This window comes from Pseudonocardia zijingensis (assembly GCF_042657305.1).
In the GTDB taxonomy this organism is placed as follows: domain Bacteria; phylum Actinomycetota; class Actinomycetes; order Mycobacteriales; family Pseudonocardiaceae; genus Pseudonocardia; species Pseudonocardia zijingensis.
On sequence record NZ_JBHSKO010000003.1, the window covers coordinates 534517 to 560976 of the forward strand.

Annotated in this window: 24 protein-coding genes; 9 read left to right on the forward strand and 15 right to left on the reverse strand. The window is 74.0% G+C overall.

The window, feature by feature from the left end:
* Positions 1–106: 106 nt before the first annotated feature.
* The gene (locus ACFPL3_RS09540) at positions 107–835 is read left to right on the forward strand and encodes a GntR family transcriptional regulator (protein WP_343946245.1); all 729 of its coding nucleotides are present in this window, start codon (positions 107–109) and stop codon (positions 833–835) included.
* Between the two features lie 62 nt (positions 836–897).
* Here ACFPL3_RS09540 and ACFPL3_RS09545 read toward each other — a convergent pair whose 3' ends face one another.
* From ACFPL3_RS09545 to ACFPL3_RS09560, 4 genes are all read right to left on the reverse strand, one after another.
* Positions 898–1101: a DUF3073 domain-containing protein gene (locus ACFPL3_RS09545; RefSeq protein WP_343946244.1), complete on the reverse strand. Its 204-nt coding sequence runs from the start codon at positions 1099–1101 to the stop codon at positions 898–900.
* A gap of 239 nt (positions 1102–1340) precedes the next feature.
* Positions 1341–2531 carry an MFS transporter gene (locus tag ACFPL3_RS09550; protein WP_343946243.1) on the reverse strand — a complete coding sequence of 397 codons (1191 nt, stop codon included), beginning with the start codon at positions 2529–2531 and terminating at the stop codon, positions 1341–1343.
* 1006 nt (positions 2532–3537) lie between these two features.
* Positions 3538–4638 carry a CAF17-like 4Fe-4S cluster assembly/insertion protein YgfZ gene (gene ygfZ / locus ACFPL3_RS09555; RefSeq protein ID WP_379588746.1) on the reverse strand — a complete coding sequence of 367 codons (1101 nt, stop codon included), beginning with the start codon at positions 4636–4638 and terminating at the stop codon, positions 3538–3540.
* Entirely contained in the window at positions 4608–4991 is a 384-nt protein-coding gene (locus tag ACFPL3_RS09560) for a Fur family transcriptional regulator (protein WP_343946260.1), read from the reverse strand. The genes ygfZ and ACFPL3_RS09560 overlap by 31 nt, the downstream gene beginning before the upstream one ends.
* 283 nt (positions 4992–5274) lie before the next feature.
* On the opposite strand from ACFPL3_RS09560, the gene ACFPL3_RS09565 reads away from it, so the two are divergent.
* Positions 5275–7107, forward strand: coding sequence for a DivIVA domain-containing protein (locus ACFPL3_RS09565; protein ID WP_379588747.1), 1833 nt, complete (start codon positions 5275–5277; stop codon positions 7105–7107).
* 45 nt (positions 7108–7152) lie between these two features.
* Positions 7153–9102, forward strand: a complete 1950-nt coding sequence (locus tag ACFPL3_RS09570; protein WP_379588748.1) for a hypothetical protein — start codon at positions 7153–7155, stop codon at positions 9100–9102.
* Between the two features lie 9 nt (positions 9103–9111).
* On the opposite strand, the gene ACFPL3_RS09575 is transcribed toward ACFPL3_RS09570, so the two are convergent.
* From ACFPL3_RS09575 to ACFPL3_RS09605, 7 genes are all read right to left on the reverse strand, one after another.
* Positions 9112–9735: a heme-binding beta-barrel domain-containing protein gene (locus tag ACFPL3_RS09575; protein WP_379588750.1), complete on the reverse strand. Its 624-nt coding sequence runs from the start codon at positions 9733–9735 to the stop codon at positions 9112–9114.
* Entirely contained in the window at positions 9732–9863 is a 132-nt protein-coding gene (locus ACFPL3_RS09580) for a hypothetical protein (RefSeq protein ID WP_343946811.1), read from the reverse strand. The genes ACFPL3_RS09575 and ACFPL3_RS09580 overlap by 4 nt, the downstream gene beginning before the upstream one ends.
* 99 nt (positions 9864–9962) lie before the next feature.
* Positions 9963–10262 carry a DUF1416 domain-containing protein gene (locus ACFPL3_RS09585; protein ID WP_343946812.1) on the reverse strand — a complete coding sequence of 100 codons (300 nt, stop codon included), beginning with the start codon at positions 10260–10262 and terminating at the stop codon, positions 9963–9965.
* Positions 10262–11113 carry a sulfurtransferase gene (locus tag ACFPL3_RS09590; RefSeq protein ID WP_343946813.1) on the reverse strand — a complete coding sequence of 284 codons (852 nt, stop codon included), beginning with the start codon at positions 11111–11113 and terminating at the stop codon, positions 10262–10264. The genes ACFPL3_RS09585 and ACFPL3_RS09590 overlap by 1 nt, the downstream gene beginning before the upstream one ends.
* Positions 11114–11250: 137 nt before the next feature.
* Entirely contained in the window at positions 11251–11325 is a 75-nt protein-coding gene (locus ACFPL3_RS09595; RefSeq protein WP_379588785.1) for a putative leader peptide, read from the reverse strand.
* Between the two features lie 68 nt (positions 11326–11393).
* The gene (locus ACFPL3_RS09600) at positions 11394–12185 is read right to left on the reverse strand and encodes an LmeA family phospholipid-binding protein (protein ID WP_343946814.1); all 792 of its coding nucleotides are present in this window, start codon (positions 12183–12185) and stop codon (positions 11394–11396) included.
* Positions 12186–12259: 74 nt separating this feature from the next.
* A complete protein-coding gene (locus ACFPL3_RS09605) occupies positions 12260–13054 on the reverse strand; it encodes an alpha/beta hydrolase family protein (protein WP_343946815.1) in 795 nt (264 codons plus the stop codon).
* 138 nt (positions 13055–13192) lie between these two features.
* Here ACFPL3_RS09605 and ACFPL3_RS09610 point away from each other — a divergent pair, with 138 nt between their 5' ends.
* The 6 genes from ACFPL3_RS09610 (at position 13193) to pstB (ending at position 20244) form a co-directional block, all read left to right on the forward strand.
* Positions 13193–13969, forward strand: a complete 777-nt coding sequence (locus ACFPL3_RS09610; protein ID WP_343946816.1) for a winged helix-turn-helix transcriptional regulator — start codon at positions 13193–13195, stop codon at positions 13967–13969.
* Between the two features lie 1085 nt (positions 13970–15054).
* Positions 15055–15924 carry a mycothiol synthase gene (mshD, locus tag ACFPL3_RS09615; protein ID WP_379588751.1) on the forward strand — a complete coding sequence of 290 codons (870 nt, stop codon included), beginning with the start codon at positions 15055–15057 and terminating at the stop codon, positions 15922–15924.
* 240 nt (positions 15925–16164) lie between these two features.
* Positions 16165–17277 carry a phosphate ABC transporter substrate-binding protein PstS gene (gene pstS / locus ACFPL3_RS09620; RefSeq protein WP_379588786.1) on the forward strand — a complete coding sequence of 371 codons (1113 nt, stop codon included), beginning with the start codon at positions 16165–16167 and terminating at the stop codon, positions 17275–17277.
* 189 nt (positions 17278–17466) lie between these two features.
* Entirely contained in the window at positions 17467–18369 is a 903-nt protein-coding gene (gene pstC, locus ACFPL3_RS09625) for a phosphate ABC transporter permease subunit PstC (RefSeq protein ID WP_343946818.1), read from the forward strand.
* Positions 18369–19454, forward strand: coding sequence for a phosphate ABC transporter permease PstA (gene pstA / locus ACFPL3_RS09630; protein WP_343946819.1), 1086 nt, complete (start codon positions 18369–18371; stop codon positions 19452–19454). The genes pstC and pstA overlap by 1 nt, the downstream gene beginning before the upstream one ends.
* A gap of 10 nt (positions 19455–19464) precedes the next feature.
* Positions 19465–20244 (forward strand): phosphate ABC transporter ATP-binding protein PstB, encoded by a 780-nt coding sequence (gene pstB / locus ACFPL3_RS09635; protein ID WP_343946820.1) that lies wholly within the window; start codon positions 19465–19467, stop codon positions 20242–20244.
* Positions 20245–20306: 62 nt separating this feature from the next.
* Here pstB and phoU (ACFPL3_RS09640) read toward each other — a convergent pair whose 3' ends face one another.
* The 4 genes from phoU (ACFPL3_RS09640) to ACFPL3_RS09655 form a co-directional block, all read right to left on the reverse strand.
* Entirely contained in the window at positions 20307–20966 is a 660-nt protein-coding gene (gene phoU, locus ACFPL3_RS09640) for a phosphate signaling complex protein PhoU (protein WP_343946821.1), read from the reverse strand.
* A gap of 72 nt (positions 20967–21038) precedes the next feature.
* Complete coding sequence (gene phoU / locus ACFPL3_RS09645; RefSeq protein WP_343946822.1) at positions 21039–21695, reverse strand: phosphate signaling complex protein PhoU; 657 nt, start codon at positions 21693–21695, stop codon at positions 21039–21041.
* Positions 21696–21767: 72 nt separating this feature from the next.
* Positions 21768–25451 carry an LCP family glycopolymer transferase gene (locus ACFPL3_RS09650; protein WP_379588753.1) on the reverse strand — a complete coding sequence of 1228 codons (3684 nt, stop codon included), beginning with the start codon at positions 25449–25451 and terminating at the stop codon, positions 21768–21770.
* An 80-nt stretch (positions 25452–25531) separates the two neighbouring features.
* Positions 25532–26353, reverse strand: a complete 822-nt coding sequence (locus ACFPL3_RS09655; RefSeq protein ID WP_343942728.1) for a GGDEF domain-containing protein — start codon at positions 26351–26353, stop codon at positions 25532–25534.
* Between the last annotated feature and the right edge of the window lie 107 nt (positions 26354–26460).

Genomic DNA, 26460 nt, shown 5'->3' on the forward strand with positions numbered 1-26460 from the left:
TTCGGTCCGTGCCGGAGGTGACGCCGGACACGCCGCCCAGGTGTACTCTGACCCGCCACACCTGTCAACACTTTGTCAGGACATACCCTGCCACGAGGAGGTGGGTGTGGAGGTCACTGCACTGGACCCCGCCAGCCCGGTCCCGCTCTACTTCCAGGTGGCGGGCCGGCTCGAACAGCTCATCGAGACCGGGCAGCTACAGGCAGGGGGCCGGCTGGAGAACGAGGTGGAGCTCGCCGAGCGCCTCGGCGTCTCCCGCCCCACCGTCCGCCGGGCGATCCAGTACCTCGTGGAGCGCGGCGTGCTCGTGCGCAAACGCGGCATCGGCACCCAGATCGTGCACCCGAAGGTGCGCAGGCCCGTGGAGCTCTCCAGCCTGTACGACGACCTGGCGAAGTCCGGCAGGCGGCCGACCACGCGGATCCGCCACCTCGAGGTGCGCCCCGCCCCCGACCACGTCGCCGAGGCACTCGGGGTGTCCGAAGGCACCCGCGTGACCTGGTTCGAACGGATCAGGTTCGCGGCAGGCGAACCGCTCGCGCTGATGCACAACGCGGTACCGGTGGACGTGCTGCCCCTGGACCGCGCCGACCTCGAGTCGCGCGGGCTGTACGAGCTGCTGCGCGCCGCCGGTTACCTGCCCCGGATGGCCGACCAGGTGGTGGGCGCTCGCACCGCGACCGCGGCCGAGGCCCGGCTGCTCGGTGATCCCCGGGGTGCCCCCGTACTCACGATGACCCGCACGGCATGGGATGCCGGCGGCCGTGCGGTGGAGTACGGCTCGCACATCTACCGAGCGAGCCGGTACTCCTTCGCCCTCACGCTCTCCAGCTGACCCCTCGGTCAGGCCGGTTGCCCGCGCCACCCCCCACCGGGCTGCGGGCGATCCGCAGCGGTCTAGCGGTAGCGCCGCTGCGGGGCCTCGTCGTCGTCGTCCTCGACGGGAGCGTAGGGATCGGCGTAGTCGTCCTCCGCCTCACCGTTGCGGGGTGCCGCACTCCCGATCTCGCGCTGCAGCGCGTCGAGGTCCATGGTGGGGGAGCTGTACTTGAGCTGACGGGCCACCTTCGTCTGCTTGGCCTTGGCTCGTCCGCGCCCCATGGCTGGTCCCCCTTACAACAGGGAAGGGGCGGCCGGATGTCTCGGCGGCCCCATTCATCTCATCAATCTCCTGGTGTTCACCGTACCTTGCGAACCGGCAGGAGTGCGACGTGGCACCGCTGATGTGACGCCGGACGCGTGTGAGCTCACCCGCTGGGCTGTCCCCAGCGCGCCGCCACCCGAGCGTCGCGCGGTTCCACCTGCCGTTCCACCACCCGACCGGGTGGATGCTGCGGGTGTCACCGGCGCAGCGGGTCGGCGACCGGTTCGGCCAGGTGGCGCAGGGCGAGCAGGGCGCCGACCGCGGCGACCGCGCCCATCGCCAACATCGCCGACCACCCCGCCAGGTCGGCGACCAGCCCGCCGAGCGCGGGGGTGACGGCGCCGGCGGCGTAGTTGGCGGTGTTCGACATCGCCATCGCCGTGGCCGCGCGCCCCTCGGGCGCCAGCTCGCCCGCCGCCGTGAACACCAGCCCGTTCCAACTGATGGCGAGCGCGGCCGCAGGCACGAGGACGGCTGCGAGCAGCACCGCCGGCCCCGGCCGCAGCACGGCGGCGAGCGCGAACCCCGCCGTCACCGCGAGTGCGACGATCCGCAGCGGGCCCAGCCTGCTGTGCACGCGGTCCGACCACGCGCCGTTGACGAGCCGCCCGGCGGCGCCCAGCACCTGCGTGACGCCCAGCAGCACGCCCGCCACCGGCAGCGAGAGCCCCGCCCCGCCGTGCAGCACCTCGACCAGGAACACCGAGCCGAGGAACTGCGGCACCACCAGCAACAGCCCGGCCAGGCTGAGCCGCTGCAGGCTGCGGTCGGCCAGCACCTCGCGCGTGCGGGCCGCGGGCCGTGCCGTCCGGGCGGGCGCGTCCGGCGGCTCGCGGATGAACGCCGCCACCGCCACGGCCGCGGCGAGGCAGGTGGCGGCCAGCGCCACGAACACCGCCGGAACCCCGCCCGCGTCCGCGATCGGGGGGAGTGCGACGGCCGCCACCGCCGCACCCACGGGCACCGCCGTCTGCCGGATCGCCATCGCCGTGCCCCGCCCGGCCACCGGGAACCAGGTGAGCACGGCGCGCCCGCTCGCCGCGTTGACGCTCGCGCCGCAGGCCCCGGCCACGACGAGCAGCACGCCCGCGGCCACCGGGTGGTCGACGAGCGCGAGCACGCCGAGCGTCACCGATGCCCCGAGCAGGCCGGACGCCATCACCCAGCGCTCGCCGAACCGGTCGGCCGCGCTGCCCCACGCCATCAGGGTGGGAATGAGGCCGGCCGAGGCGAGCCCGATGAGCACGCCGACCCCCGCCAGGCCCAGATCGAAGTGCGCGCGCAGCGCAGGCGTGACGGCCGCTAGCCCGAGGAAGTAGGCGGTGGCCGCCTGTGCTGCGGTGCCGACGAGCAGCACGACCCAGCGGTACCGAGGCCCTGAACCCATGGGTTCGACGATAGGTCGCTGTACCGGGATCCGGGAAAGATCTCCCACATTTTGGGAGCCACTGTTGGCGGACCGCCGCGGTGGCCGCCGGGATGTGCTTCTCGGTTCGATCACCGGCTGGCCAACTCGAGCAGTACCTCGCGGTAGTCGTGGCGGCCCTGGTGTGCGTCTCGGTGTGATCGACGGCCTGGAACCGGCCCGAGCAGTACCTCGCAGTTGCTCCGCGACCGTGGTGTGCGGCTCGGTTCGATCATTGCGGCCGTGGCCGCGTCCTCGGCTGTTGACCAAGGGCAGATGGTCGCTCGCAGAGATCGAACAACGACCATCTGCCCTTGATCAGCTCCGGGACACCCGGCCGCGGCAGGGGTTGCTCCGCAGACGGTCCGCCCCGGAGCTCGAGCGGCACGACCGCAGCGCAGGCGTCGCTCACACACGACCTCTCGCGCTCGCACACCGACTGCAACCGATGTGCGAGCTCCACAACCGATGTGTGAGCGCGGTCGGCGGCCTCGGCCACTCGCACACCACCTTCGTCGCTCACACACTGACTGCAGTCGATGGGCGAGCGCCAAGACCGGTGTGTCGGCGCGCCCGGCCTCGCCGAGCGCCCCGTCGTCGCCGGGCGGCGCCCCCCGCCGGCTCACACACGACCTCCGGCGCCGGCACACCGGCTGCAACCGATGTGCGAGCACCACGACCGATGTGCGAGCGCGCTCGACCACGTCGGCGGCGACTCCGCACACCACCTCTATCGCCGGCACACCGGCTGCAACCGATGTGCGACCAACACAACCGGTGTGTGAGCGCCTGCCGGCGACAGCGTCGTGCGACTCGCGCCGATCGTGGGCCGGCCGCGGTCCTGAGTCCGCCTATTGCGCTCGAGCAGTACCGGAAGGTCGTCGGGGCTTTGGGGACGTGCTGTTCGGTTCGATCAACGGCCGGGAGTCGGCTGCGAGCAGCACCTCACGGTCATCTCGACGACCGTGAGGTGCGATTCGCGGCGGCGTCAGCGGAGCCCGCCGCGCAGCTGCGCCGCCCGGCCGGGAGGTGGAGCCCCGTCCTCCGGGGGCAGGCTGGCCGGGTCGATCGCCGCCGGCGTGCTGCGGTCGTCCTCGCCCGCCGTGAGCTCCGCGTCCACCGGCACGTTGCGCTTGACCAGGGCCAGTGCCACCGGGCCCAGCTCGTGGTGCATCGCGACGGTGCCGACGCGGCCCACGGCCCGCCCGTCGCGCACCACCGGGTCGCCCGGCACCGGCAGGGTCTCGTCGCCCGAGTCGAGGTGCAGCAGCACGAGCCGGCGCGGGGGGCGCCCCAGGTTGGCGACGCGGGCCACCGTCTCCTGCCCGCGGTAGCAGCCCTTCGTGAGGTGCACGGCCGAGCCGATCCAGCCGACCTCGTGGGGGATCGTGCGGTCGTCGGTGTCGACGTGCAGCCGGGGGCGCAACGCCTCGACGCGCAGCGCCTCGAAGGCGAGCGCGCCCGCGGGCCGCGCGCCGGCGGCCGTGAGCCGCTCCCACCAGGCCGCGTGCGCGTCGCGTGGCACGAGCAGGTCGGCGGCGTCGGCACCGGGCCAGTCCACGCGCCGCACGAACCCGCCGTCCGGGAGCCCGAGCACGCCGTGCGGCCGTTCCGGCACCGCGACGCCCGCGCGGGCGAGCACGTCGGGGGTGTCCGGCCCCACCACGCTCAGCACGGCGAGCTCCGCCGTGGCGTCGCGCGGCTCGACCTTCGACCAGAACACCATCTTCTGCAGGTACTCCAGCAGCTCCGGCACGTCGCCGGCCTCGGTGTCGAGGTGGACCGCGTCGCCGGTGTGCGCCACCACCATGTGGTGCAGCACCCGCCCGTTGATGTCCAGGACGAGCGCCTCGGTGCCGGTGTCGGGCGCCAGCTCGCTGACGTGCTGGGTGAGCAGCAGGTGCAGCCATGTCAGGCGCTCGGGCCCGGTGACCGTGATGACGCCGCGGTGGCTGCGGTCGACGACCGCGGCGCCCCGGCTCATCGCCCGCTGCTCGGCGAGCGGGTCGCCCCGGTGGGCGGGCACCCCCGCGTCGTGGGTGGCTCCGGGCAGCTCCGTCACCGGCTTGCTCCTTCTTCGTCGCGGCACTCGCGGCACCGCCCGGACAGTGCGACGTGGGAGGGGTCCAGCACGAAGTCGGACTCGGCGAGGAGCCGCTGCGCGAGGCCGTCCATCAGGTCGGTGGGGGACTCGGTGACCGTGCCGCACGAGTGGCACACCAGGTGGACGTGCTGGTGCTCCTGCTCGGAGTAGGTGGGGGCGCCGTGCCCGAGGTGGGTGTGGCGGACCAGCCCGATGCGTTCCAGCAGGTCGAGCGTGCGGTACACGGTGGTGATGTTGACGGCGGGTGCCGCCTGCTGCACCTGCGTGCAGATCTGTTCCGGGGTGGCGTGTCCCAGTTCGCGCACGGCGTCGAGCACGAGTTGCCGCTGCGGCGTCATGCGCAGACCGCGTTGGTGCAGGGTGCGGCGGAGCGCGGCCGGCCCGCTCTCAGCGGGTGGAGCCGTCGACTCCACGGGTCCCGACGTGGTGTCCACCGAAGCGATGGTAGGCGCTCCGGCACCCGCCGCGGCGGGCTGGACGAAGCAGGGGTTGCGGCGCTCCGATACCTGAGGAGCGGGTGTCGTCGGTATGCTCCGTCAGGGTGAACGACCAGGTGTCACCGCCTGGACCTACCTACCCTCGGCGGGGTGGAGGGGCTGTCGCGCTCGGGAGGGACCACGGATGACGAGTGATGCGGGCGCGCTCGGCGCCCCCCGTTTCGACGTCGTTCTCCGAGGTTACGACCGCAAGCAGGTCGACGAGCACGTGGCCCGCCTCCAGCGCGTGGTGTCCCGGATGCGGGCCGATCTGGAGATGGCCCGCAGCCACCCGCTCCCGCTCGTCTCGCCGCCCGGGGGCACGCCCGCCGCCGGTGCCGGTGGTCCGCGGCCGGGTCCGCCGCGCCCGCGACCCGGGCCGCAGCAGGGGGGCGAGGCCCCCGACGTCGTCGGCAGCTTCACCGACCGCATGCAGAGCATCCTCCAGGCCGCGGAGGAGGAGGCGGCGGAGATCCGCAACAAGGCGCGGTCCGCCGCCCGTGCCGAGGAGGAGAAGGTCCGCGCGCAGGTCGCCGACCTGCAGCGCCAGCGCGACGCCCTCATGAAGGAGCTCACCCGCATGCGCGGGCAGCTCGAGGGCATGCTCGGTGCCCCCACCGGGCGCATCGACCTCAAGCGGCCCGACGCCGGTGCCGCCCGGCCCGCAGGTGCCACCCCGTCGCCCACGGCGAAGCCCAGCCCCGGCAAGCCCCAGCCCGGGCCCTCGACCCAGCAGCCCGCGCAGCCGGCCTCGGGTGCCCGCCCCGGTGGCGCCCCGGCCTCCGGCCAGCCGTCGGCCGACACCCGATCGGGTGGTTCTGCTCCGGCTGCCCCGCAGCCGTCCGCGCAGCAGCCGAACCCGCAGCAGACGCCGGCGCAGCGGCCCCAGCAACAGCAGCAGGGCCAGCCCGGGCCCCGGCCGCCGGCCAGCCCCACCCCGCGCCCGCGCCCGGCCTCCGAGGGCCCCGCCCCGGCCGCCGCGCGTCCGGCCGCGGACTCGGCCAAGAACCAGGGCGGGAAGGACGCGAACCCCTCCCGCCCCGCTCCCGTGCCGGCCGACGGCCTCACCCGGGCTGCGCCCCAGGTGCCGCCCGCAGGCCCGGCTCCGGCGCCGCAGCAGCCGTCCGGAGGCGGCGCCGCGCCGTCCCGGAACCCTGCGCCCGCCGCAGGCAGCGGTGGTGGGCAGCCCCAGGGCGGGTCCCGCCCGGCGACGCCGCAGCCCGCCGGAGCGTCGTGGCAGCAGCAGAAGCCCGGCTCGGGCGGTCAGAACGGCCCCGCGCAGAACGCGAACCCCGCTCGCCCCGCCGCACCGGCGCCGGGGGGTTCTGGCTCGGGGCAGACCGGTTCTGGTCAGGGCGGCAACAAGGGGCCGAACAACCCCGGCCAGCAGCAGAAGGGTCCGGCCCCGAGCGCCGCGCCGCCACGGCCCGCCCAGCAGGGCTCCGGCGCCAACCAGCCGGGCGGAGGGAACGGCGCCCCGCAGCGCCCCGCTCCGGCCCAGCCCGCCGGATCCCGCGGCAACGCGCCCGCGCAGCAGGCACAACCCAACTCCGGTGGGCGACCCGCCGGACCGGGCAACGCGCAGCCCGCCCAGGGCGGTGAACAGCGGCAGGGGTCCGGCAAGGAGGCGGGTGACCTGTTCCGGTCATCCTCCGATCAGGCGAAGCGCAACGGTCCCGATCAGCGGCCCGCTGCTCGGCCGGTCGACCGTCCCGGTGGCGACCGCACCGCGCTCGTCCCCACCGTCCCGCCCTCGCAGATGGCGCCGCCGCGCCCGGCCGACAAGCCCGCGAACGGCGCCCCGACCACGGGCAATTCGCCTCGGCCACCCTCCGGGGCCCGTCCCGACGGCGCGCGACCCGAGCAACGGGGCGACGCACAGGGCGCCTCGGGCGAGCCCGGGAGGCAGGGATCGCCGCCGGCCGGCAACGGTTCCGAGCGCTCGGATCGATCGGCATCGGCGTCACGCTCCGGGTGATCGTTGTTGCGCACCGTGAGATCAAAAGGCGTACGGTGCGCAACCATGCAGCTGCCCCTGTCGGCGTCCGCGCTGGTCATGCTGGGCGTGGGCGCAGTGCTCGTCGGTGCGTCGATCCTCGTCGTGGTCGCCGTGCGCAAGCGCAAGTCCGCGAGCGGTGCCACCCGGGTCCCCCCGGACGTGCGCATGGCGCAGGCGGCGTCGCACCCCGGTGCGCCGCGGCCTGACGTCGCGCCACCCGCCGCGCCGCAGGCCTTCGCGGCGCCCGCTGCCGCTGCGCCGGTGGTGCCGCAGCAGGCGGAGCCCGTCCGGGAGATCGCGGAGCAACCGCAGGTGCCTGCTCCGCAGCCGGAGCCCGAGGTGAGGCCGGTGGCGGCCGCAGCCACACCGCGCGCTGCGGAGGTCTCCGCGCGCGTCGAGCCGCCCCGCGAGCCCGACGCGGGCGCGAACGTCCCGCCGCCCACTCCCGCCGGCGGGGTCCCGGTCGCCGCGCAGCGCCACCCTCAGGCCGGCTCGGGCCGCACGGTGGCGGCCGCGGTGGCACAGGCCTTCGCGATGCGGGCCGCCGCGAGTCGAGGCGGCACCCAGCGACCGGCGGACGCCCCCGAGGGGCCCACCCCGGCCGTCGACCCCGCCGCCACCACGGATCCCGACGGCCGTGGTCTCGGTGCCGCGGCGGACGACGCCCAGCAGTCCGACCACGGCCCCGAGGGCAACGGGAAGCCGCCGCAGGGGTGGGTGGTGCCCGAGTCGGCTTCGGACGCTCAGCGACCGTCTCAGGCGGTCACAGCGGCCCCTCTGGCCGGCGGATGGACGCCGCCACCGGCCGCCGCCACGGGGACCGGGGCCGAGCAGCAGAAGGACGAGCCCGGTTGGGCCGCGCACGAGGCGGATGCGCTGGGGCTGGCCGCTGCTGGTCAGGTGCCCCGTGGCGACGGCTCGCGCGATCAGGAGCCGGCAGACCGTCCGCAGGTTGAGCACGAGGGTGCGGCGTCGGAGCGGCAGGACGAGCCCGGGTGGGTCGCGCCTGCGGCCGGTGCGTTGGGGTTGGCGGCTGCCGGACTGGCGTTCCGCGGGGACGGATCGTCCGAGCGGGCCGAGCGCGAGGGTGCGACGCCGGGGCAGGACGGTGCCGGCGCGGCCGGGCCTGATGCAGCCGGGCAGGAGCCTCGAGGGGACGGTTCGCCGGAGCAGGCCGAGCAGCAGGACGAGCCCGGGTGGCTCGCACCCCCGGCCGGTGCGCTGGGGTCGGCGGCTGCCGGCCATGCGTTCCGCGGGCACGGCTCGCCCGAGCAGGAGGGCACGACGCGGGGGCAGGACGGTGCCGGACCGGCCGCGCTCGGCGGGGACGGCTCGCCCGAGCAGACCGATGGCGGGCAATCGGACCGTCCGCAGGCGGAGCCGGAGGCCGCTGCGCCGGAGCAGACCGACGCCGGCTCGATTGCGCCCGCGGGCGGTGCGCTCGGCCTCGCCGCCGCGGGACAGGCGCTCCACGGATACGGCGATCCCGAGCAGGCCGAGCAGCAGGACAAGCCCGGATGGGTGGCGCCCGCTGCGGGTGCGCTGGGGTTGGCGGCTGCCGGCCACGCGCTCCACGGGCGCGGCACGCCCGAGCCGGGCGACGAGCAGGCCATCTCCGCCCCGGCCGACCGCGAAGAGGCTGCCGCCGAGGAGGCCACGGTCCCGACACCCCGGCCGGGCACCGAGACCGTGGCGGCGGAGGAGCAGCCTCTCGACGCGCGGGACCGGCTGCTGGCCGTGCTCCTGGACGACCCCGAGCGGGCCGTCGGCGCCACCGTCGAGCTGGAGTCGTGCCTGCGCGAGCTCGACCGGTTGTCCGACGCGGTGCGCACGGGGCGCACGGCGTTGCGCGACGTGCTTCAGCGGCTCGTGTCGGCCGGTCTGAGCCCCGAGCAGCTGGCCCGGCTGGCGCGGCTGCCGCAGCCGGAGGTGGACGAGCTGCTGGCGGCCGTGCCCGCCGAGCAGCAGGCCTGACCCGGCGGGTCAGCCGGCGATGCGGTTCAGCCGCGCCGACAGGTGCGGCTGCAGGGGCTGGCCCACCATCGCGCGCTCGTCGACGTAGGCCAGGTCTCCGCCCTCGACGAGGCCGTAGAGGCGGTGCGAGCCCACCACCTCCTTGGCCGACGCGGTGCGCACCACCGCGTCGCTCTTGATCTCCCACGAGCTGAGGTTGCGCGCGCGGCCGTAGAAGATCTCGGTGATGCCGGTGGCGTGGGTGATCAGGACCTCGAGCTCGCCGTCCGGCTGCGGTCGCCAGAAGCCGGTCTCACGGGCCGCGGGGCGCAGCACCTCGCCGTCCGGGCCCAGCAGCCACGCCCGTGCCTCGTAGGAGAGGAACGGGCGGCCGTCGTGGGCGAAGACGATCTGCTGCCCGTAGGAGTACGGCCCGTCGATCGTGGGGTAGACGACCTCGCCGGTGCCGCGCCACACCCCGACGAGGGGTAGCAGCCCGACGCACAGCTCGTGCAGGTCGGGGCCCTCACGCAGGTTGGCGGTGTCGTCCGGGACGGGCAGGTCGTCGAACCGTGGCCGGTTGCGCTGCGCCGACCCGGGGGCGGCGTTGGCGGGGCCGGTGATGGTGCCGGGCACCTCGTCGCCGGCGGTCACGGCTTGGGCTCCGCGGGCACGTCCCGCTCGCCGGGGGCCGTGGTGAACAGCCTGCGGAGGAGGTAGCCGGTGAAGACGGTGATGCCGCCGCAGAGGGCGAGGAGCACACCCGTGAACAACCACTGCACCGGGCGCAGCCTAGTCGTGCCGCCCGCACCCCGTTGCAACAAAGCCACCTCCCGCGACCGCGTGGCGCGGGAAGTGGCTCTGCTGCGAACGGGAGCGGACTACGCCACCGCGATCTCCGCCCGGTGGACCCCGGGCCCGTCGGCCGTGAGCTCGGCCTGGCCGTTGCCCGCGCGGGAGAGGGCGCGCACCGTCCACGTGCCGGGCGCGGCGAAGAACCGGAACTGCCCGGCCTCCGACGCCACCACCTCGGCGGTGAACTCGCCGGTGCCGTCGAGGAGGCGCACGAACGCGCCCGCGACCGGCGTGCCGCCCGACACGACCCTGCCGGTGAGGACGGTCTCCTTGGTCAGGTCGGTGCCGGGCGGGAGCGCCACCGCCTGGTCAGGGGCGCCGCACATCAGGCGCCCTTCTTCTCGGGCGCACCCAGCTCGATCGGCACGCCGATCAGCGAGCCGTACTCGGTCCAGCTGCCGTCGTAGTTCTTGACGTCGCTGTAGCCGAGCAGCTCGTGCAGCACCACCCAGGTGTGGGAGCTGCGCTCACCGATGCGGCAGTACGCGATGGTGGGCTTGTCGGCGTCGTAGCCCTCCTCGCCGTAGAGCTTGGTGAGCTCCTCGTCCGACTTGAAGGTGCCGTCCTCGTTGGCCGCCTTGCTCCACGGGATGTTGATCGCCGAGGGCACGTGGCCGGGCCGCTGCGACTGCTCCTGCGGCAGGTGCGCGGGCGCAAGGATCTTGCCGGAGAACTCGTCGGGCGAGCGGACGTCGACGAGGTTCTTCTTGCCGATCGCGTCGACGACCTCGTCGCGGAAGGCGCGGATCGACAGGTCGGGCTGCTGGGCGGTGTACGTGGTGGTGGGGCGCTCCACGACGTCCGTGGTGAGGGTGCGCCCGTCGAGCTCCCACTTCTTGCGGCCGCCGTCGAGCAGCTTGACGGAGTCGTGGCCGTACAGCTTGAACTGCCAGTAGGCGTAGGCGGCGAACCAGTTGTTGTTGCCGCCGTACAGCACCACGGTGTCGCTGTTGCTCACGCCCTTGGCCGACAGCAGCTTCGAGAACTGGTCGGCGTCGACGATGTCGCGGCGCACCGGGTCCTGCAGTTCGGTGGTCCAGTTGATCTTGACGGCGCCGGGCAGGTGGCCGCCGTCGTAGGCGGTGGTGTCCTCGTCGACCTCGAGGAAGACGATGCCGTCGGTTCCGAGGTTCTTCTCGGCCCAGTCGGCGGTGACCAGGACGTCCTGGCGGCTCATGCGTTGGCTCCCTGGATGTCGGTGGTGCGGATGTGGGCGTGCACGAACGCGCTGCCGGCCTGGGGCACGGCAGACGGGTGCGGTGATGCGGACATCGTGTTGCTCCTGAGAAGTGGTGCGCGGAAGACGCGGAAAGCTCAGGAGACGTGACACAGGCAGCTGCCGACGCGGCACAGGTCAACTGCGCGGCGTCGGGTCAGCGGCCAGAACACGCTGGTGAGGGTAGCCGAGGTTGCGCCGCGTGGGCAGTGCCGGTGAGGAGAGCGTCACTCGGCGGCGGTCAGCCCGTGGCCGACACCGCGCTCTCGCCGAGGGTGAGGTCGTCGGCGTACCCGCTGATCTCGAGCGCGCCGCCGGCGGCCCGCAGCTTCGTGGGCGTGGCCGCGAGCGGGAGCGAACCCGGGTCGATCCGCAGCGTGAACTGCTGCTGGAGCGTCCGCTGCACCGCGGCAGGCAGCGGGTCGGCGTCGTCGCCGCCGATCCGGACGTCGCGCGGCGTGATCTGGGCCTGCCCGTCCACGAGGTCGAGCGTGGCGATCGCCGCCACCTCGGTTTCCTGCCCCAGCAGCTCGATGGTGCCGACGAGCCGGACCGCGTTCTCCGGGTCGATCGTCCGCAGCGACTTGTCGCCGCCCTCCTCGACCGCCTGCTCCAGCGTGAAGTCGTCGACGTTCTCGATGCGCAGCTTCTCGATCCCCGGGACCATCCGCTCCACGTCGTTGGCGGGGATCCGGACGATGCCCTCGACCTGCCGCACGGAGAGCGACTTCGGCCCCGACCCGAGCAGCATCGGCAGCGGGGCGTCCACGTCGCGCAGCTGCGCGCGGACGCTCAGTTCCTGCAGCTGGCCCACGCGGACCCGGGTGGCCTCGACATCGACGCTCGAGTACTCGCCCGAGATCGCCTGCACGAGGAACGGGAAGCCGTTGATTCGCACGTTCGGGTCGTCGACCAGCCCGATCTGCTCGCGCATCTGGCGGGACACGGCGGACTCGGCGAGCGCGGCGGCCCCGAAGTCGACGGCGACGAACAGCCCGACCAGGACGAGCAGCGCGATGAGCAGGCGCCTCATCCGACCTCCGAACATGCGACCCGGCACCGCGCCGGGATGACGCGTCGACGGTAGAGCGAAGCCGTTCGCGCCCGTCATCGGGGGTTGTGTCCGGTCCTCTCCGCCGCGAGCGCCCACCGGGCGATGCGGCGGGCCAGGTCGGGGTGGGTGCCGCTCTCGCCGTGGCCGTCGCCGGGTTCCTCCCACAGCTCGGCCCGCCCACCGGACGCGGCGTGGAGCGCCCTGGCGTGCGCGGCCGTGAAGTAGCGGTCGCCCGCGATGTGGACGAGCAGCACGGGAACCTCGATGTCGGCCACGACCTCGACCGGTGAGGGCGGCACCACGGCCCACCAGCCGTCGAGGCGCAGGCCGAGCGCCCGGGCGACGAGCCTGCCGTGCGGCTGTTCCAGCAGCCAGTGCACGCGGCGCATGGCCGCGGTCTCCCGGGAGTACCAGCGTGCGGGCGAGCTGACCGCAACGACTGCGTCCGGCCGGTGCACCCCGCTCGCGGCGTGCCGCAGGGCCACGGCGCCGCCGAGGGAGAACCCGATCGTGGCCACCCGTTCGTAGCCGAGCTCGCGCGCGGCGGCCACCGCGGTGTCCAGGTCGAGCGGCTCCCGGTCGCCCACCGTGCAGCGCCCGCCCGAGCGGCCGTGGCCGCGCATGTCGAGGGCGACCACGGGCACCTCGGCCGCGAGAGCGGCCAGCACGGTGCGGGTGGTCGGGTGCCGAACGTGGTGGGTGAAAGCGTGCGCGACGACGAGCGCGGTACCCCGCTCGGGCGCCTCCCGGAAGAGGTGCACACCCGCGAGCGGAACCCCGTCGGCGGAGGTCGCGGAAACCGGACCGGACGTGACCTGCGCCGCGCGTCTCGTGCGATCGATGGTCACCCGGTTATCCTGCATCGATCCGCGTGTGGTGTTCCCGCCGGGTCACGCGGGTGTGAACGGTGCGTCAGCGCAGCCCGCCGTGATCGGAGGAGGGACGCAGTGGGCGTCCGGCTCCCGGTGGGAGAGGAGGCACGCCACGTGGAACTCCTGCTGCTCACGAGCGACCCGGACCCGGGAGCCGTGTTGCCGGCTCTCACGCTGCTGCCCCACGGGGTGCGCACGGCGGCCCCCGAGGTCGCGGCGCTGCTCGACGCCGGGCCGCACGACGCGGTCCTCGTCGACGCGCGCACCGACCTCGTCGCGGCGCGGAGCCTGTGCCGGTTGCTCGGCAGCACCGGCACCGACGTGCCCGTGATCGCCGTGCTCACCGAGGGTGGGCTGGTCGCGGTGTCCGGCGAGTGGGTGGTCGACGAGATCCTGCTCCCCACCACAGGTCCCGCCGAGGTCGACGCCCGGCTGCGGCTGCTGAAGTCCCGCCCCGGCGCCGACGCCGGCCGTGACGGCGGCGCGCTCGTGCTCGGTGAGCTCGTGATCGACGAGGCCACGTACGCAGCGCGGCTGCGCGGCCGGCTCCTCGAGCTCACCTACAAGGAGTTCGAGCTGCTCAAGTACCTCGCACAGCACGCCGGCCGGGTCTTCACCCGCGCACAGCTGCTGCAGGAGGTGTGGGGCTACGACTTCTTCGGCGGCACCCGCACGGTCGACGTCCACGTCCGGCGGTTGCGGGCGAAGCTCGGCCCCGAGCACGAGCAGATGATCGGCACGGTGCGCAACGTCGGCTACAAGTTCGTGCGTCCCAGCCGGGGTGCGCTCGGCGCGCCGCCTGCCGGGCTACTGAGCGACGACGGCGGCGGCGAGGACGACGAAGGTGAGCAGGTCTCCCGCCCTGTCTCGGAGGTCGCGAGCCGGTCGTAGGCCCAGTCCGGCTGACACGGTCGGGCTGAGCAGTACTTCACGGCTGTCCCTGCGGCACTGTGCGGTCGCGCCACGGCTGCGGCGTCCGCCGCTGCGTGCCCGCGGCCGCTGGAACTCGAGCAGTACCGGACTGTCGCCGGCCGACCCTTCGACCGACCGGCGAGCAGTGCCTCAGGGCTCTTGCGAGGACCGTGTTGTGCGGCTCGTGGTGGCAGCTGCGCCTGCGGACGGCCGAGCAGGACTTCACGGTCGTTGCAGCGGCTCTGGTGTGCGTCCCGGGACGTTCCGCTTGTTGACCAAGGGGAGATGGTCGCTCGTGGAGATCGAACTACGCCCATTTCCCCTTGATCAGCGCATTTCGGGTCGGTCTGTGATCTCGTTGCCCGGCAGGGGCCTCGAGAAGTACCGGGCTGTTGCGGGGCGACCGTGAGGTGCTGCTCGGTTCGATCAACCGGTGCGAGCAGTACCTGTCGGCTCTCCTGAGGGCCGTGTTGCGCGGCTCGTGGCAATGACCGGTGCTGCCGGAGAGGTCGCGGAGGTCCGGCACTCCTCGGCTGTCGCAGCGGCCCCGGTGTGCGGCTCGGGGCGTTCCGCTCGTTGGCCAAGGAGGCCGGGGCTCGGGAAGTACCAGAGTGTCGAGGGGTCGCCGGGAGGTACTGCTCGGTTCGATCAACCGGCGCGAGCAGTACCTCCCGGCTCTCCTGAGGACCGTGTTGTGCGACTCGCGACGGCGACGTTCCGCGGGCGCCTCGTGAGGAGGTCGGAGGTCGTGGGCCGCTCCACAAGAGCCAGCCCGACCTCGCTGGAGGCTCGAGAAGTACAGGGCTGTTGCGGGGCGACCGTGAGGTGCTGCTCGGTTCGATCAACCGGTGCGAGCAGTACCTGCCGGCTCTCCTGAGGACCGTGTTGCGCGACTCGTGGCGATCATTGGTCTCGCGGCGCCTCCGAGCTGCACTTCCGGCGACCCTGGTGTGCGGCTCGAGCCTTCCCTCGATCAACGCCGACCCAGGTCGGACGAGCAGGGGGAGGGGGCCGGGTCGTCCGGCACGACCCACTCGTCTCCGGGCCGCGCTACCGTCGGGACCGTGATCGAGCTGTCGTGGCATGCGGGACTGGACGAGTCGCAGGCCGCCGAGGTGAGGGCGCTCGCCGCGGCGGCGGAGGGCGTCGACGGCACCGCGCCGCTCGGCGAGCACGTGCTGATGCACCTCGCCGACGACGCCATGGCCCACCTGCTGGCCGTCGACGGCGGCGCGTTGCGCGGGGTGGCCCAGCTCGACGCGGCCGAGGGGGTCGCGGAGCTCGTGGTGCACCCCGAGCACCGCAGGGCGGGTCTCGGCAGGCGGATCGTGGAGGAGGCGCTCACGCGTTCGGGCGGCACGTTGCGCGTCTGGGCGCACGGGCAGCACCCCGGTGCCGTGGCGCTCGCGGCCCGGCTCGGGTTCGCCCCGGTGCGGGAGCTGTGGCAGATGCGGCGCAGCCTGCTCGCGCCGCTGCCGGAGCCGCAGCTGCCGGAGGGGGTCCGCCTGCGCGCGTTCGTGCCGGGGCAGGACGACGAGGAGTTCCTGCGGGTCAACAACGCCGCCTTCGACTGGCACCCGGAACAGGGCGGCTGGGACAGCTCGCAGCTGCGGCTGCGGGAGGCCGAGGCGTGGTTCGACCCCGCCGGTTTCCTGCTGGCAGTGGACGAGTCGGACCGGCTGCTCGGCTTCCACTGGACGAAGGTCCACGGCGGGACCGAACCGATCGGTGAGGTGTACGTGCTGGGCGTCGACCCGGCCGCGCGCGGGATGCGGCTGGGCGCCGCGCTCACCGTTGCCGGCCTGCACCACCTCCGGGAGCGCGGGCTGCACGACGTCCTGCTCTACGTCGAGGCGGACAACGCGCCCGCGGTGCGGCTCTACAGCGGCCTGGGGTTCACCCGTTGGCAGGCCGATGTTCTGTACCGCCGCTGACGGTTGTTCACCCCGCGGCTACCCGCGCGGCGATGTGGATGATCACGTCCACGCAGGTCACGGCGAGATCACGACGGGCCCTGGATGAGTGTGCTCGCTCACCCGGCTGACCTGTTCATCTTCCGTTCACCCCAACGGTGAGGACCGTCCACCGGCCTTACCTACCGTCACGCCCGAGCGGCCCCGAGCCGCGCGCCCGTTGCACGGGAACCCACGTACGGAGGAACACAGGTGAACACCCTGCGGCACGGCTCCCGTGCCCGACTCGCCGCGGTCGGCGTCGCCGCCGGCAGCGCGATCCTGCTCGCCGGTTGTGGTGCGGCCAACGAGACCGCCGCGCCGCCCGCAGGCGGTGACGCCTCGGTGGCCGGCGACGTCTCCGGCACCATCGCCGGCGCCGGCGCCACCTCGCAGCAGGCCGCGATGGAGGCCTGGATCGCGGGCTTCAGCAGCCTCGCGCCCGACGCCACGATCAACTACGACCCCACCGGGTCCGGTGCGGGCCGCACCCAGTTCACGGCCGGCGCCGTGCAGTTCGCGGGCAGCGACGCCGCCCTGGACGAGGAGGAGCTGCCCGCCGCGCAGCAGGTCTGCGGCGGCGCGGACAACGTCATCCAGATGCCGCTGTACATCTCGCCGATCGCGGTGGTGTTCAACCTGGAGGGCGTCGACAACCTGCAGATGTCGGCCGCCACGATCGCCAAGGTCTTCAACCGGCAGATCACCACGTGGAACGACCCGGCGATCGCCGCGGAGAACCCGGGCGTGCAGCTTCCCGCCACCGCGATCACGCCGGTGAACCGCTCGGACGAGTCCGGCACCACCGAGAACTTCACCGAGTACCTCGCCGAGGCGGCGGGCGCCGACTGGCCGCACGAGCCCGACGGTGTGTGGCCGGTCCAGGGCGGTGAGGCCGCGCAGGGCACCTCCGGTGTGATCGGCTCCGTCCAGGGCGGGCAGGGCACCATCGGCTACGCCGACCTCAGCCAGGCGGGCGACCTCGGCACCGTCGACGTCGTGGTGGGTGACACCCCGGTCGACCCGACGCCGGAGGCCGCGGCGGCCGTCGTCGAGGCGTCCCCGCGGGTCGAGGGCCAGGGCCGGTACAACTTCGCCGTCGAGCTGAAGCGCGACACCCCGGGCGCCTACCCGATCGTGCTCGTGTCCTACACGATCGCCTGCACCCAGTACTCCGACCCGGCGCAGGCCGCCACCGTCAAGGCGTTCGTCGACTTCATGGCCAGCGCCGAGGGGCAGTCGCAGGCGCAGCAGAACGCCGGCAACGCGCCGATCTCCGCCAACCAGCGCAGCACGTTCCAGCCCGCGATCGACGCCATCGCCGCGGCGGGATGACGTGAGCGCGACATCACGTAGCCGCGCGGCCCGGACGATCGTCATCATGACGCTGTCCGGGCCGTCGGCCCGTCGCGCGCCCTCCATCTTCCGCGACGCTTCGCCGGAAGGGATCATGTGAGTACCGAAACCAGCCCGGGGCCTGCGGCTGCCGGCACGCGATCGGCGTCCGGCTCCACCAAGCCCGTCGTGCAACCCGGGGACCGCGTCTTCGCCGGCATGGCGAAGGGCGCGGGCATCCTCATCCTGGTCGTGCTGGCCGGGGTCGCGGTCTTCCTGCTCGTGGAGGCGGCGCCCGCGCTCACGGCGCCCGCCGCCGACATCCCCGGCGGCGCAGGCTTCGCGGCCTACGTCGTCCCGCTGATCTTCGGCACCCTGCTCGCCGCGGTCCTCGCGTTGATCATCGCGACGCCGCTCGCCGTCGCGGTCGCCCTGTTCATCACCCACTACGCGCCGCGGCGGATCTCCCAGGGCCTCGGCTACGTCGTCGACCTGCTCGCCGCCGTGCCGAGCATCGTGTACGGCCTGTGGGGAGCGTGGACGCTCGCGCCCGCCACCGTGCCGCTGATGCAGTGGCTGGAGTCGAGCCTCGGGTTCATCCCGCTGTTCGCCGGGCCGGTGTCGGCCACCGGCCGCACCATGCTCGTGGCGGGCGTCGTGCTGGCCGTGATGATCCTGCCGATCATCACGGCGGTCTCGCGGGAGGTCTTCCTGCAGACGCCCAAGCTGCACGAGGAGGCCGCGCTGGCCCTCGGTGCCACGCGCTGGGAGATGATCCGCATGGCGGTGCTGCCGTTCGGCCGCTCCGGCATCATCTCCGGCGCCATGCTCGGCCTCGGCCGCGCGCTCGGCGAGACCATGGCCGTCGCGATCGTGCTCTCGGTGTCCGGTGGGATCACGTTCAACCTGATCTCCAACGGCAACCCGTCCACGATCGCGGCCAACATCGCCCTGCAGTTCCCGGAGGCGAGCGGGCTGGGCGTCAACGTCCTGATCGCGTCCGGGCTGGTGCTGTTCCTCATCACCCTCGCGGTGAACTCCATCGCGCGCTACATCATCAACCGACGCCGAGAGTTCTCGGGGGCCAACTGATGACGGTCGACACCACCGAGCAGCGAGGACGCGAGAGCACGCTCCCGCCGCCGTCGAGCAGGCTCGCGGTCTCGGGACGGCTGCCCAACTGGGCGGTTCCCGGCGGGCTCGCGGCGTCCGCGGCCGTCGTCGGCGGATCGCTGGCCGCGGTCGGGTTCAGCGTCGGGCTCTTCGTCGTCGGCACGGTCGTGCTCTTCACGATCGGTCTCTACATCGCGTCGCGGATCGTCGAGGGCGCGCGCAAGGCCACCGACCGGCTGGTCACCGTGGTCGTCAGCAGCGCGTTCGCGCTCGCGGTGATCCCGCTGATCTCGGTGATCTACACGGTGGTCTCGCAGGGCATCGTCCGGTTCGACGCCGAGTTCTTCACGTTCTCGATGCGCGGCGTCGTCGGCGAGGGCGGCGGCGCCTACCACGCGATCATGGGCACGCTGATCATCACGGGCTTTGCCGCGCTGATGTCGATCCCGGTCGGCCTGCTCACGGCGATCTACCTGGTGGAGTACGGCAAGGGCAGGCTGGCGCGGGCGATCACGTTCTTCGTCGACGTCATGACGGGCATCCCGTCCATCGTCGCCGGCTTGTTCGCGGTGGCGCTGTTCACCTACCTGGTCGGACCCGGCGCGCGGCTCGGCTTCGCCGGGTCGGTGGCGCTCTCGGTGCTGATGATCCCGGTGGTCGTCCGGGCCACCGAGGAGATGCTCAAGATCGTGCCGAACGAGCTGCGCGAGGCGGCGTTCGCGCTGGGGGTGCCGAAGTGGCGCACGATCCTCAAGGTCGTGATCCCGACGTCGATCGCCGGCATCGCCTCGGGCATCACGCTGGCGATCGCCCGCGTGATCGGTGAGACCGCGCCGCTGCTCGTCGCCGTCGGCCTCACCACGGCGCTGAACTTCAACGCCTTCGACGGGCGCACGGCCACGCTGCCGGTCTTCGCCTACCTCTCCTACGCCACGCCCGGTGTGCCGCGCGAGCCGTACCTGGAACGGGCCTGGACCGCGGCCCTCGTGCTGATCATCATCGTCATGGTGCTGAACCTGCTGGCGCGCCTCATCGCCCGCGTGTTCGCACCGAAGACCCGATAGGAGCCCTGCGATGGGCAAGGCGATCGAAGCCAAGGACCTGAACATCTACTACGGATCGTTCCGCGCGGTCGAGGGCGTCAGCATGCTGATCCGGCCGAAGACCGTCACCGCGCTGATCGGCCCGTCGGGCTGCGGGAAGTCGACGTACCTGCGTTCGATCAACCGCATGCACGAGGTCATCCCCGGTGCCCGGGTGGAGGGCAGGCTGGAGCTCGACGGCCAGGACCTCTACGGGCCCGGTGTCGACCCGGTGGGCGTCCGCCGCCAGATCGGGATGGTGTTCCAGCGGCCCAACCCGTTCCCCACGATGTCGATCTACGACAACGTGATCGCCGGGATGCGGCTGAACAACAAGAAGCTCAAGAAGGACGCCACCGACGAGCTCGTCGAGAAGTCACTGCGCGGCGCGAACCTCTGGAACGAGGTCAAGGACCGGCTCGACAAGCCCGGCTCCGGCCTGTCCGGCGGGCAGCAGCAGCGCCTCTGCATCGCCCGGGCGATCGCCGTGCAGCCCGACGTGCTGCTGATGGACGAGCCCTGCTCGGCCCTCGACCCCATCTCCACGCTCGCGATCGAGGACCTGATCAATGAGCTCAAGATGGACTACACGATCGTCATCGTCACCCACAACATGCAGCAGGCCGCGCGCGTGAGCGACTACACCGGCTTCTTCAACATCGAGGGCACCGGCAAGCCCGGCAAGCTCGTGGAGATGGACGAGACGAAGACGATCTTCTCCCAGCCCAGGGAGAAGGCCACCGAGGACTACGTCTCCGGCCGCTTCGGCTGACCTGCCACCACCCGTGAGTGGATACGAGTGCTGGAGCACTCGTATCCACTCACGGCCGTTCGTCAGATCGGGAGCGCGTCGGGCTCCTGGCCCGTGACGGCGTAGACGGTCTCGCGGGCCACCACCACCGCATGGTCGGCGAAGCGCTCGTAGTAGCGCGCCAGGAGGGTGACGTCGACGGCCGTGCGCACGCCGTGCGGCCAGTGCTCGTCCATGAGCACCTCCATCATCTCGCGGTGCAGCACGTCCATCGCGTCGTCGTCGGTGTCCAGCTCGGCCGCCATGATCACGTTGCGGGTGCGGGCCACCTCGGCCGCTTTGAGCGCGAGCCGCACGGCGACCTTCCCCATCTCCCCGAACGCGGGCCGCACCTCGGCGGGCAGCGCGGGTTGGGGGTGCCGCATCCGCACGACCTCGGCGACGTGCAGCGCCAGGTCGCCCATGCGCTCGATGTCGTCCGCGGTGCGGATCGCGGCCACGACCGCGCGCAGGTCGCCCGCCACCGGGCTGTGGAACAGCAGCGCCTCGGCCGCGAGCTCCTCGACCCGGGCCCGGAGCGCGTCGATCCCCTCGTCGCCCGCCACGACCTGCGCGGCCAGCCGCTCCCGGGACTCCAGGAGCGCGGCCGTGGCGCGGTGCAGCGCTCCGGCCGCGTCCGCGCACATCCGGCCGAGCAGCGTGGACAGCTCGGCCAGCTGTTCCGGCAATGGTGCTGGGGGCACGGGGAGAGCCTAGAAGCCGGCGGACAGGCCTCAGCGGCTTCCGGGTGAACGCCCGGTGAACCGCGCGGGACCTCAGACCGTGAGCGGCCCGGGCATCTGACCGGTGACGACGTAGACGATCCGGCGGGCCACGGCGACGGCGTGGTCGGCGTAGCGCTCGTAGAACCGGGCCAGCAGCGTGATGTCGACCGCCGGGCCGACGCCGTGGCTCCAGTTGCGGTCCATGAGCACGGTGAACATGTGGCGGTGCAGGTCGTCCATGGCGTCGTCGTCGCTCTCGAGCTCGGCGGCGCGCGTGAGGTCACGGCTGCGGATGACGTCGCCGGCCTTGAGCGCCAGCTCCACGCCGACGCGGCCCATCTCGGCGAAGTACGGCGCAACCTCGTCGGGCAGCACGGGGTGCGGGTGGCGGCGGCGAGCCGCCTGGGCCACGTGCAGGGCGAGGTCGCCCATCCGCTCGATGTCGCCCGCCCCGTGGATGGCCGACACCACGATGCGCAGGTCGGTGGCCACCGGTGCCTGCAACGCGAGCAGCGCGAACGCCCTCTCCTCGGCCTGGGCGCGGATCTCGTCGACGCGGACGTCCTCCGAGATCACTTCCTCGGCGAGCTGGAGATCGACCTCGAGCAGCGACCGCGTGGCCTTGCTCATCGCGTCCGCCACCTGGGTGCACATCCCCGCCAGTGCGCCCGCCAGTTCGTCGAGCTGCTCCTGGTAGACGTCACGCATGGGGCAAGACTAGTCGCGATCCGGACGAACTGCCGTTCGGGCAGGTGAACCGGGGGTGAACGTCAGGAGGCCTCACGCGCAGGTGACAGCGGGGGTCACGGGCGCCTCGGCCTCGGTGGTGGGCGCGGACAGGGCGATCGGTTCCGCGGGGGCCCGCACCACGTCGTCGAACGACTGGCCGAGCACCAACTGCAGCACACCGGTGCTGCCGGGATCGGGCACCTCGGTGGCCGACGGCACCGTGGACCGCAGCATCTCGGCCTCCGCGGCCTGGTCGGGGGAGAACCGGATCACGGTCTCGGAGGTGGGCTGGTCGGCGCTCTCGGGCTCACCGACGTCGAAGCCGAGCGAGCTCAGCGTCTCGCTCACCTCCCCGGCGAGCCCGGAGCGGGTGGACGCGTTGACGACCTGCACCGTGATCTCGCTCGGGCTGATGCCTGCCGATCCGGAGCCCGGGTCGGTGGCGCCCTCGGGCAGCGGCTCGTCGCCGCGCACGGCCGCGAAGAGGGCGGCCGCGTCGGCGTCCCGCATCACCGTGTTGCCGCGGCTGTTCTGCTCCGCGGTGGGCACCGTCGCGTACTGCACGCCGTCGGCGTCGAGGCGGCGCAGCGTCATCGAGAGCGCGAGCACCTGGTCGAGCCCAGCCTCGTCGGTGAGCACGGCGTCGCCGAGCACCGGACGCACCGCCATGAGCCGCCCGACGTCGAGCAGCGCCGTGCCCGACACCGCCGAGTTCAGCACGGCGGCGAGCACCTGCTGCTGGCGCTCGATGCGCCCGTACTCCGGTGAGGGTTCCCCCTCGACGTCGCCGGCCTGCACGTAGTCGCTCACCCGGACGCCGGCGAGCCGGGTCTGCCCCGGTTCGGGCACCACCGGGCCGAGGACCGCGTCGAGCACGGGCCGGGGCACGCAGACCTCCGCCCCGCCCACCGCGTCGGTCATCGCGGGCACCTTGGAGAGGTCGACCCCGACGTACTTCGTGATGGCGAGCCCGCTCAGCTGCTGCACCACCCGGGTGATGCAGCGCGGTCCGCCGAGGTCGAGGGCGCTGACGAGCTGGGTGCGGGCCTCCGCCTGCACCGGCTCCTCCCGGTAGGAGGCCGTGGCCGCGTCCCACGTCTCGCACGGGGGCCGGTTGATCTCCAGGTCCAGGGGGAACGCGAGCACGGTGACCGGGCCCCCGCCGTCCGGGATGTGGGCGACGGCCACGGTGTCGGCGCGCGGCCCGGCCTCGTCGGCGCCCGGCTCACCGGCCACCACCAGCACGTTCTCATCGCCTGCCTGGGCGGCCGCGTCGACGACGGCGCTCGAGCTCGGATCCAGCGCTCCGGCGTCGCGCACGGCGGTGCCCAGCCAGGTCTTCGTGCCCCAGCCGAACGCCGTGGCCGCGAGCACGACCAGCGCCAGAGCCCCCGCGAGCACGCGCCCCGCGACGGCGGCAGGTCCGCTGCGCCGGACCGGTGCGGCCGGCTCCGGCGGGGGGCGGTCGGTGACCGAGAGGGTCAACCCGGCGTGCGCCGCTGTCAGCCGCGTAAGGGTCTCGTCGATGCGCAGCGCCCGGGTGCGCGGGTCGAGGTCGCGCTCGGCCTGGCGGGCGGCGGCCTCTTCGGGCGCAGTGCCACGGCCGGCCCGTACACCGCCCGCGTGGAGCACGGTGGTCTCGGGTGCCCTCGTGTCATCGGACGGCTCGTCGTCCGCAGGGCCGGGACGACGGCGGGTGCTCGGCAGGGCCGTGGTGGCGGGCGCGTCGGGATCGCCACCACGCCGACGGGCGGGGATCGCGGTCGTGGCGTCCGCTGCGGGCGCGTCGGGGCGTCGCCGCCGCGGTGCTCCACCGGCGGGGAGGGTGGTGGTCGGCGGGGCGTCGGCGGGCTGCGGTGGATCGGGCGCGGCTGCACCCCGGCGCCGGGTGGCCGCCGGGGGCTGCGCAGCTGCCGCATCCGTCGGCCGGGAACGCCGCCCGGAGTCGAAGTCGGAGTCGGCGTCGGGGTCGTCGGAGTACGGGGCCTGGGGGGCGAGCGCGCGACGGCGGCGGGCCGCCACGGGTATCGCGGTCGTGGCCGCGGCGTCCACGGGGTGCCGACCGGGCTCCGCGTCGTCGGCCGGCTGCTGCGCCTCGACATCGGCTGCGCGCCGGCGCCGGCCGGGGCCCGCGGCGTCGGCGGGGCGCGGTGCCTCGGGGACGGATGCCCGTCGGCGGCCGGCGGTCGGATTTGCCGGAGGTTGGCTCGGCCGGCCGGCGTCGGCGTCCTCGGAGGGCCGCCAGGCATCGGGGTCCGCTTCCTCGCGGCGGAAGGCCCTGGCGCCCGGCCGGCGGGGGTCGGCGTCGTCGGTGGGTTGCGGGGTGTCGGGGTCGGCTGCTCGGCGGCGGGGGGCAGCGCCGGCAGGGGGACCCGGCCAACCGGGGTCGGCGTCGTCGATGGGCTGCCGGGTGCCCGAGGCGCCCGCGGGGTAGGGAGACCGGCCGGGGTCGGCGCGATCGGCGGCTGACGGTGTCTCGGTTGCGCGGCGGCGGGCCACGGTGGGCAGTGCCGTGGTGGCCGCGGGGTGGGCCGGCCAACCGGGCTCGGCGTCGTCTGGGGTCTGTGGGGCGTCGAGACTGCCTGCCCGGCGGCGGGTGGCTGGAGCGTCCGCATGGTGCGGAGGCCGGCCGAGGTCGGCGTAGTCGACGGGCTGCGGGGCTTCGGGGTCGGCAGCCCGGCGCCGGGTGCCCGGTGGGTGGTGAGGCCACCCGGGGTCGGCGGGCTGCGGGGCCTCGGGGTCGGGTGCGCGGCGGCGGGCCACGGCGGGCAGGGCGGTGGTCGCCGCGGGGTGGGCCGGCCATCCGGGATCGGCGTCCTCGAGGGGCCACCGGGCGTCGGGTTCGGCTGCCCGGCGGCGGGAGCCCGTGGCGCTCGTGGGCTCGGGGACGTCGAGGTCGCCTGCGCGCCGCCGGCGGGCAGACGTGGTGCCCGAGGGGTGCGGTGCACCGTCGATCTCGGCGTCGTCGGCGGGGTACGGGGTGTCGGGGTCGAGTGCACGCCGCCGGCGCACGGGTGGGGCGGCATCCACCGGACGCCGGCCGAGTCCACCGGGGGCGGTCCCGTTGGAGGAGCGCCGCCCGTCGACCGGCTCGTCGGGGAGGCCGCGGCGGGGCGCGACCGCGTGCTCGGGTGGTTCCGCACGCCACCGCCGTCCGCCGGTCTCCGGCGGTTCGGCCGCGAGGGGCCACGGCGGATCGTCCGCGGGCGCGGACCGGTGCCCGCGAGGCGCGACGGGTTCGTCCGGATCTTCGGCGCGGCGCCTGCGACCGCCTGCCGGGGGAGCGGTGAGTGGTTCGGCGCGCCGGGGCCACCGGTCGTCGAGGGCCGGCTCGGCGAAGGCGGGGTCGTCATCGGGAGCCGCGCGCCGCCGTCGCGGTCCGGTCGGTGGGACGGCCGCGGGCAGGTCGACCGGTTCCGGTGCCCTCCGGCGGCCTCCGCCGCCGTTCCAGGACGCCGGCGCGAAATTGCTGCTCCGGTGCGCGTCCTCGAGGTCCGGTTCGGCCGCGCGGCGCCGCGGGGCCGAGTCCCGCGGAACCCAGGGCACCTCGACGGAGTGCTGCCCGCTGTCGGTCAGCGGCAGATCTGCCTGTTCCGCGGCCCGGCGCCGGGCCGCGCGGCCACCTTCCGGGGCGGCGTCGAGCAGGCCGTACCGCGCCAGGACGTCCTCGGGATCGTCGTGCGCGCGTCGGCGGCCCCCGGTAGGGCGCTGAGCACGGTACGGACCGTCCTCCACGCCCACCTCCTCGGCACGAACAGAGGGCGGGCACGGGCGCGAACACGCCCGAGCCCGCCCCTCAACGTCTCGATCGGAGCTTACGGAGAAGTTGGGGGTTGACCGCAGTGGGGTGCGACGACCGGTGGCTGTGGGATCGACCGGCGGCCGGACGCCGGTCCGGCGAGGCGCACGTGTCCGGTGTGGGCGTCGTGGAAGGCGACTGCGTTGCGCCCGGAGTGCTTCGCGGCGTAAAGGAGCCGGTCCGCGCCGGCGACCAACCCGTCGGGTCCGGTCACCGGACCGAACCCGTGCGCCACGCCGATGCTGACCGTCACGCGCAGCCCCGGCGCGAGCTCGGACCACGGGTGGGCGTCGACCCGCTCGCGCGTCGTCTCACCGACCTGCACGGCTTCGTGGCGGTCGTGTCCCGGCAGCACGATCGCGAACTCCTCGCCGCCGTAGCGGGCGCAGAACGCGCCGTCGGGCAGGCTCGCGTCGACCACGGCCACGAGCCGCTGCAGCACGCGGTCGCCGAACGGGTGCCCGTAGGTGTCGTTGATCTGCTTGAAGTGGTCGACGTCCAGCAGCGCGACCGCGATCCCGGCCGCCCCGACGTCGCCGACCAGCGCACCGAGCCGCTCGTCGAGGTAGCGGCGGTTGTAGGTGGCGGTGAGGCTGTCGCGCCGGCTCTGCTCCCGTGCCTCGGCGTGCTCCCGGCGCAGCCGGTCGAGCTCGTCGACGCCGGACTGCCCGTTCAGGATCCGGACGGCCGTGCGGAGGTGCTGGTAGGCCTGCTCCCAGCGACCGGAGGCGGCGAGCTCCTCGGCGGCGGCGGTGTGCCAGGCCGCACCCGCTGCCGCGGGCGGCACCCGGTGCTCGCGGCGGCCTGCGGTCGTCGTCGACGAGTCGAGCATCGTCATGCCCGTTGTGTCGACGGCCGGGGCCGCGGCCTTGAGGTCCGCGGACCGTAAAGGAGGAACCAGCCGACGTGCAGACGTTCCGGAGCGGCGACCGGTCGCAGCGGACC

Bases quoted from the DNA above. Each gene is read 5' to 3' on its own strand.
- ACFPL3_RS09545 (WP_343946244.1), bottom strand. From the start codon at position 1,101: ATGGGGCGCGGACGAGCCAAGGCCAAGCAGACGAAGGTGGCCCGTCAG.
- ACFPL3_RS09550 (WP_343946243.1), bottom strand. From the start codon at position 2,531: ATGGGTTCAGGGCCTCGGTACCGCTGGGTCGTGCTGCTCGTCGGCACC.
- ACFPL3_RS09560 (WP_343946260.1), bottom strand. From the start codon at position 4,991: ATGACGCCGCAGCGGCAACTCGTGCTCGACGCCGTGCGCGAACTGGGA.
- ACFPL3_RS09565 (WP_379588747.1), top strand. From the start codon at position 5,275: ATGACGAGTGATGCGGGCGCGCTCGGCGCCCCCCGTTTCGACGTCGTT.
- ACFPL3_RS09570 (WP_379588748.1), top strand. From the start codon at position 7,153: ATGCAGCTGCCCCTGTCGGCGTCCGCGCTGGTCATGCTGGGCGTGGGC.
- ACFPL3_RS09585 (WP_343946812.1), bottom strand. From the start codon at position 10,262: ATGTGCGGCGCCCCTGACCAGGCGGTGGCGCTCCCGCCCGGCACCGAC.
- ACFPL3_RS09590 (WP_343946813.1), bottom strand. From the start codon at position 11,113: ATGAGCCGCCAGGACGTCCTGGTCACCGCCGACTGGGCCGAGAAGAAC.
- ACFPL3_RS09600 (WP_343946814.1), bottom strand. From the start codon at position 12,185: ATGAGGCGCCTGCTCATCGCGCTGCTCGTCCTGGTCGGGCTGTTCGTC.
- pstA (WP_343946819.1), top strand. From the start codon at position 18,369: ATGACGGTCGACACCACCGAGCAGCGAGGACGCGAGAGCACGCTCCCG.
- pstB (WP_343946820.1), top strand. From the start codon at position 19,465: ATGGGCAAGGCGATCGAAGCCAAGGACCTGAACATCTACTACGGATCG.
- phoU (WP_343946822.1), bottom strand. From the start codon at position 21,695: ATGCGTGACGTCTACCAGGAGCAGCTCGACGAACTGGCGGGCGCACTG.
- ACFPL3_RS09655 (WP_343942728.1), bottom strand. From the start codon at position 26,353: ATGACGATGCTCGACTCGTCGACGACGACCGCAGGCCGCCGCGAGCAC.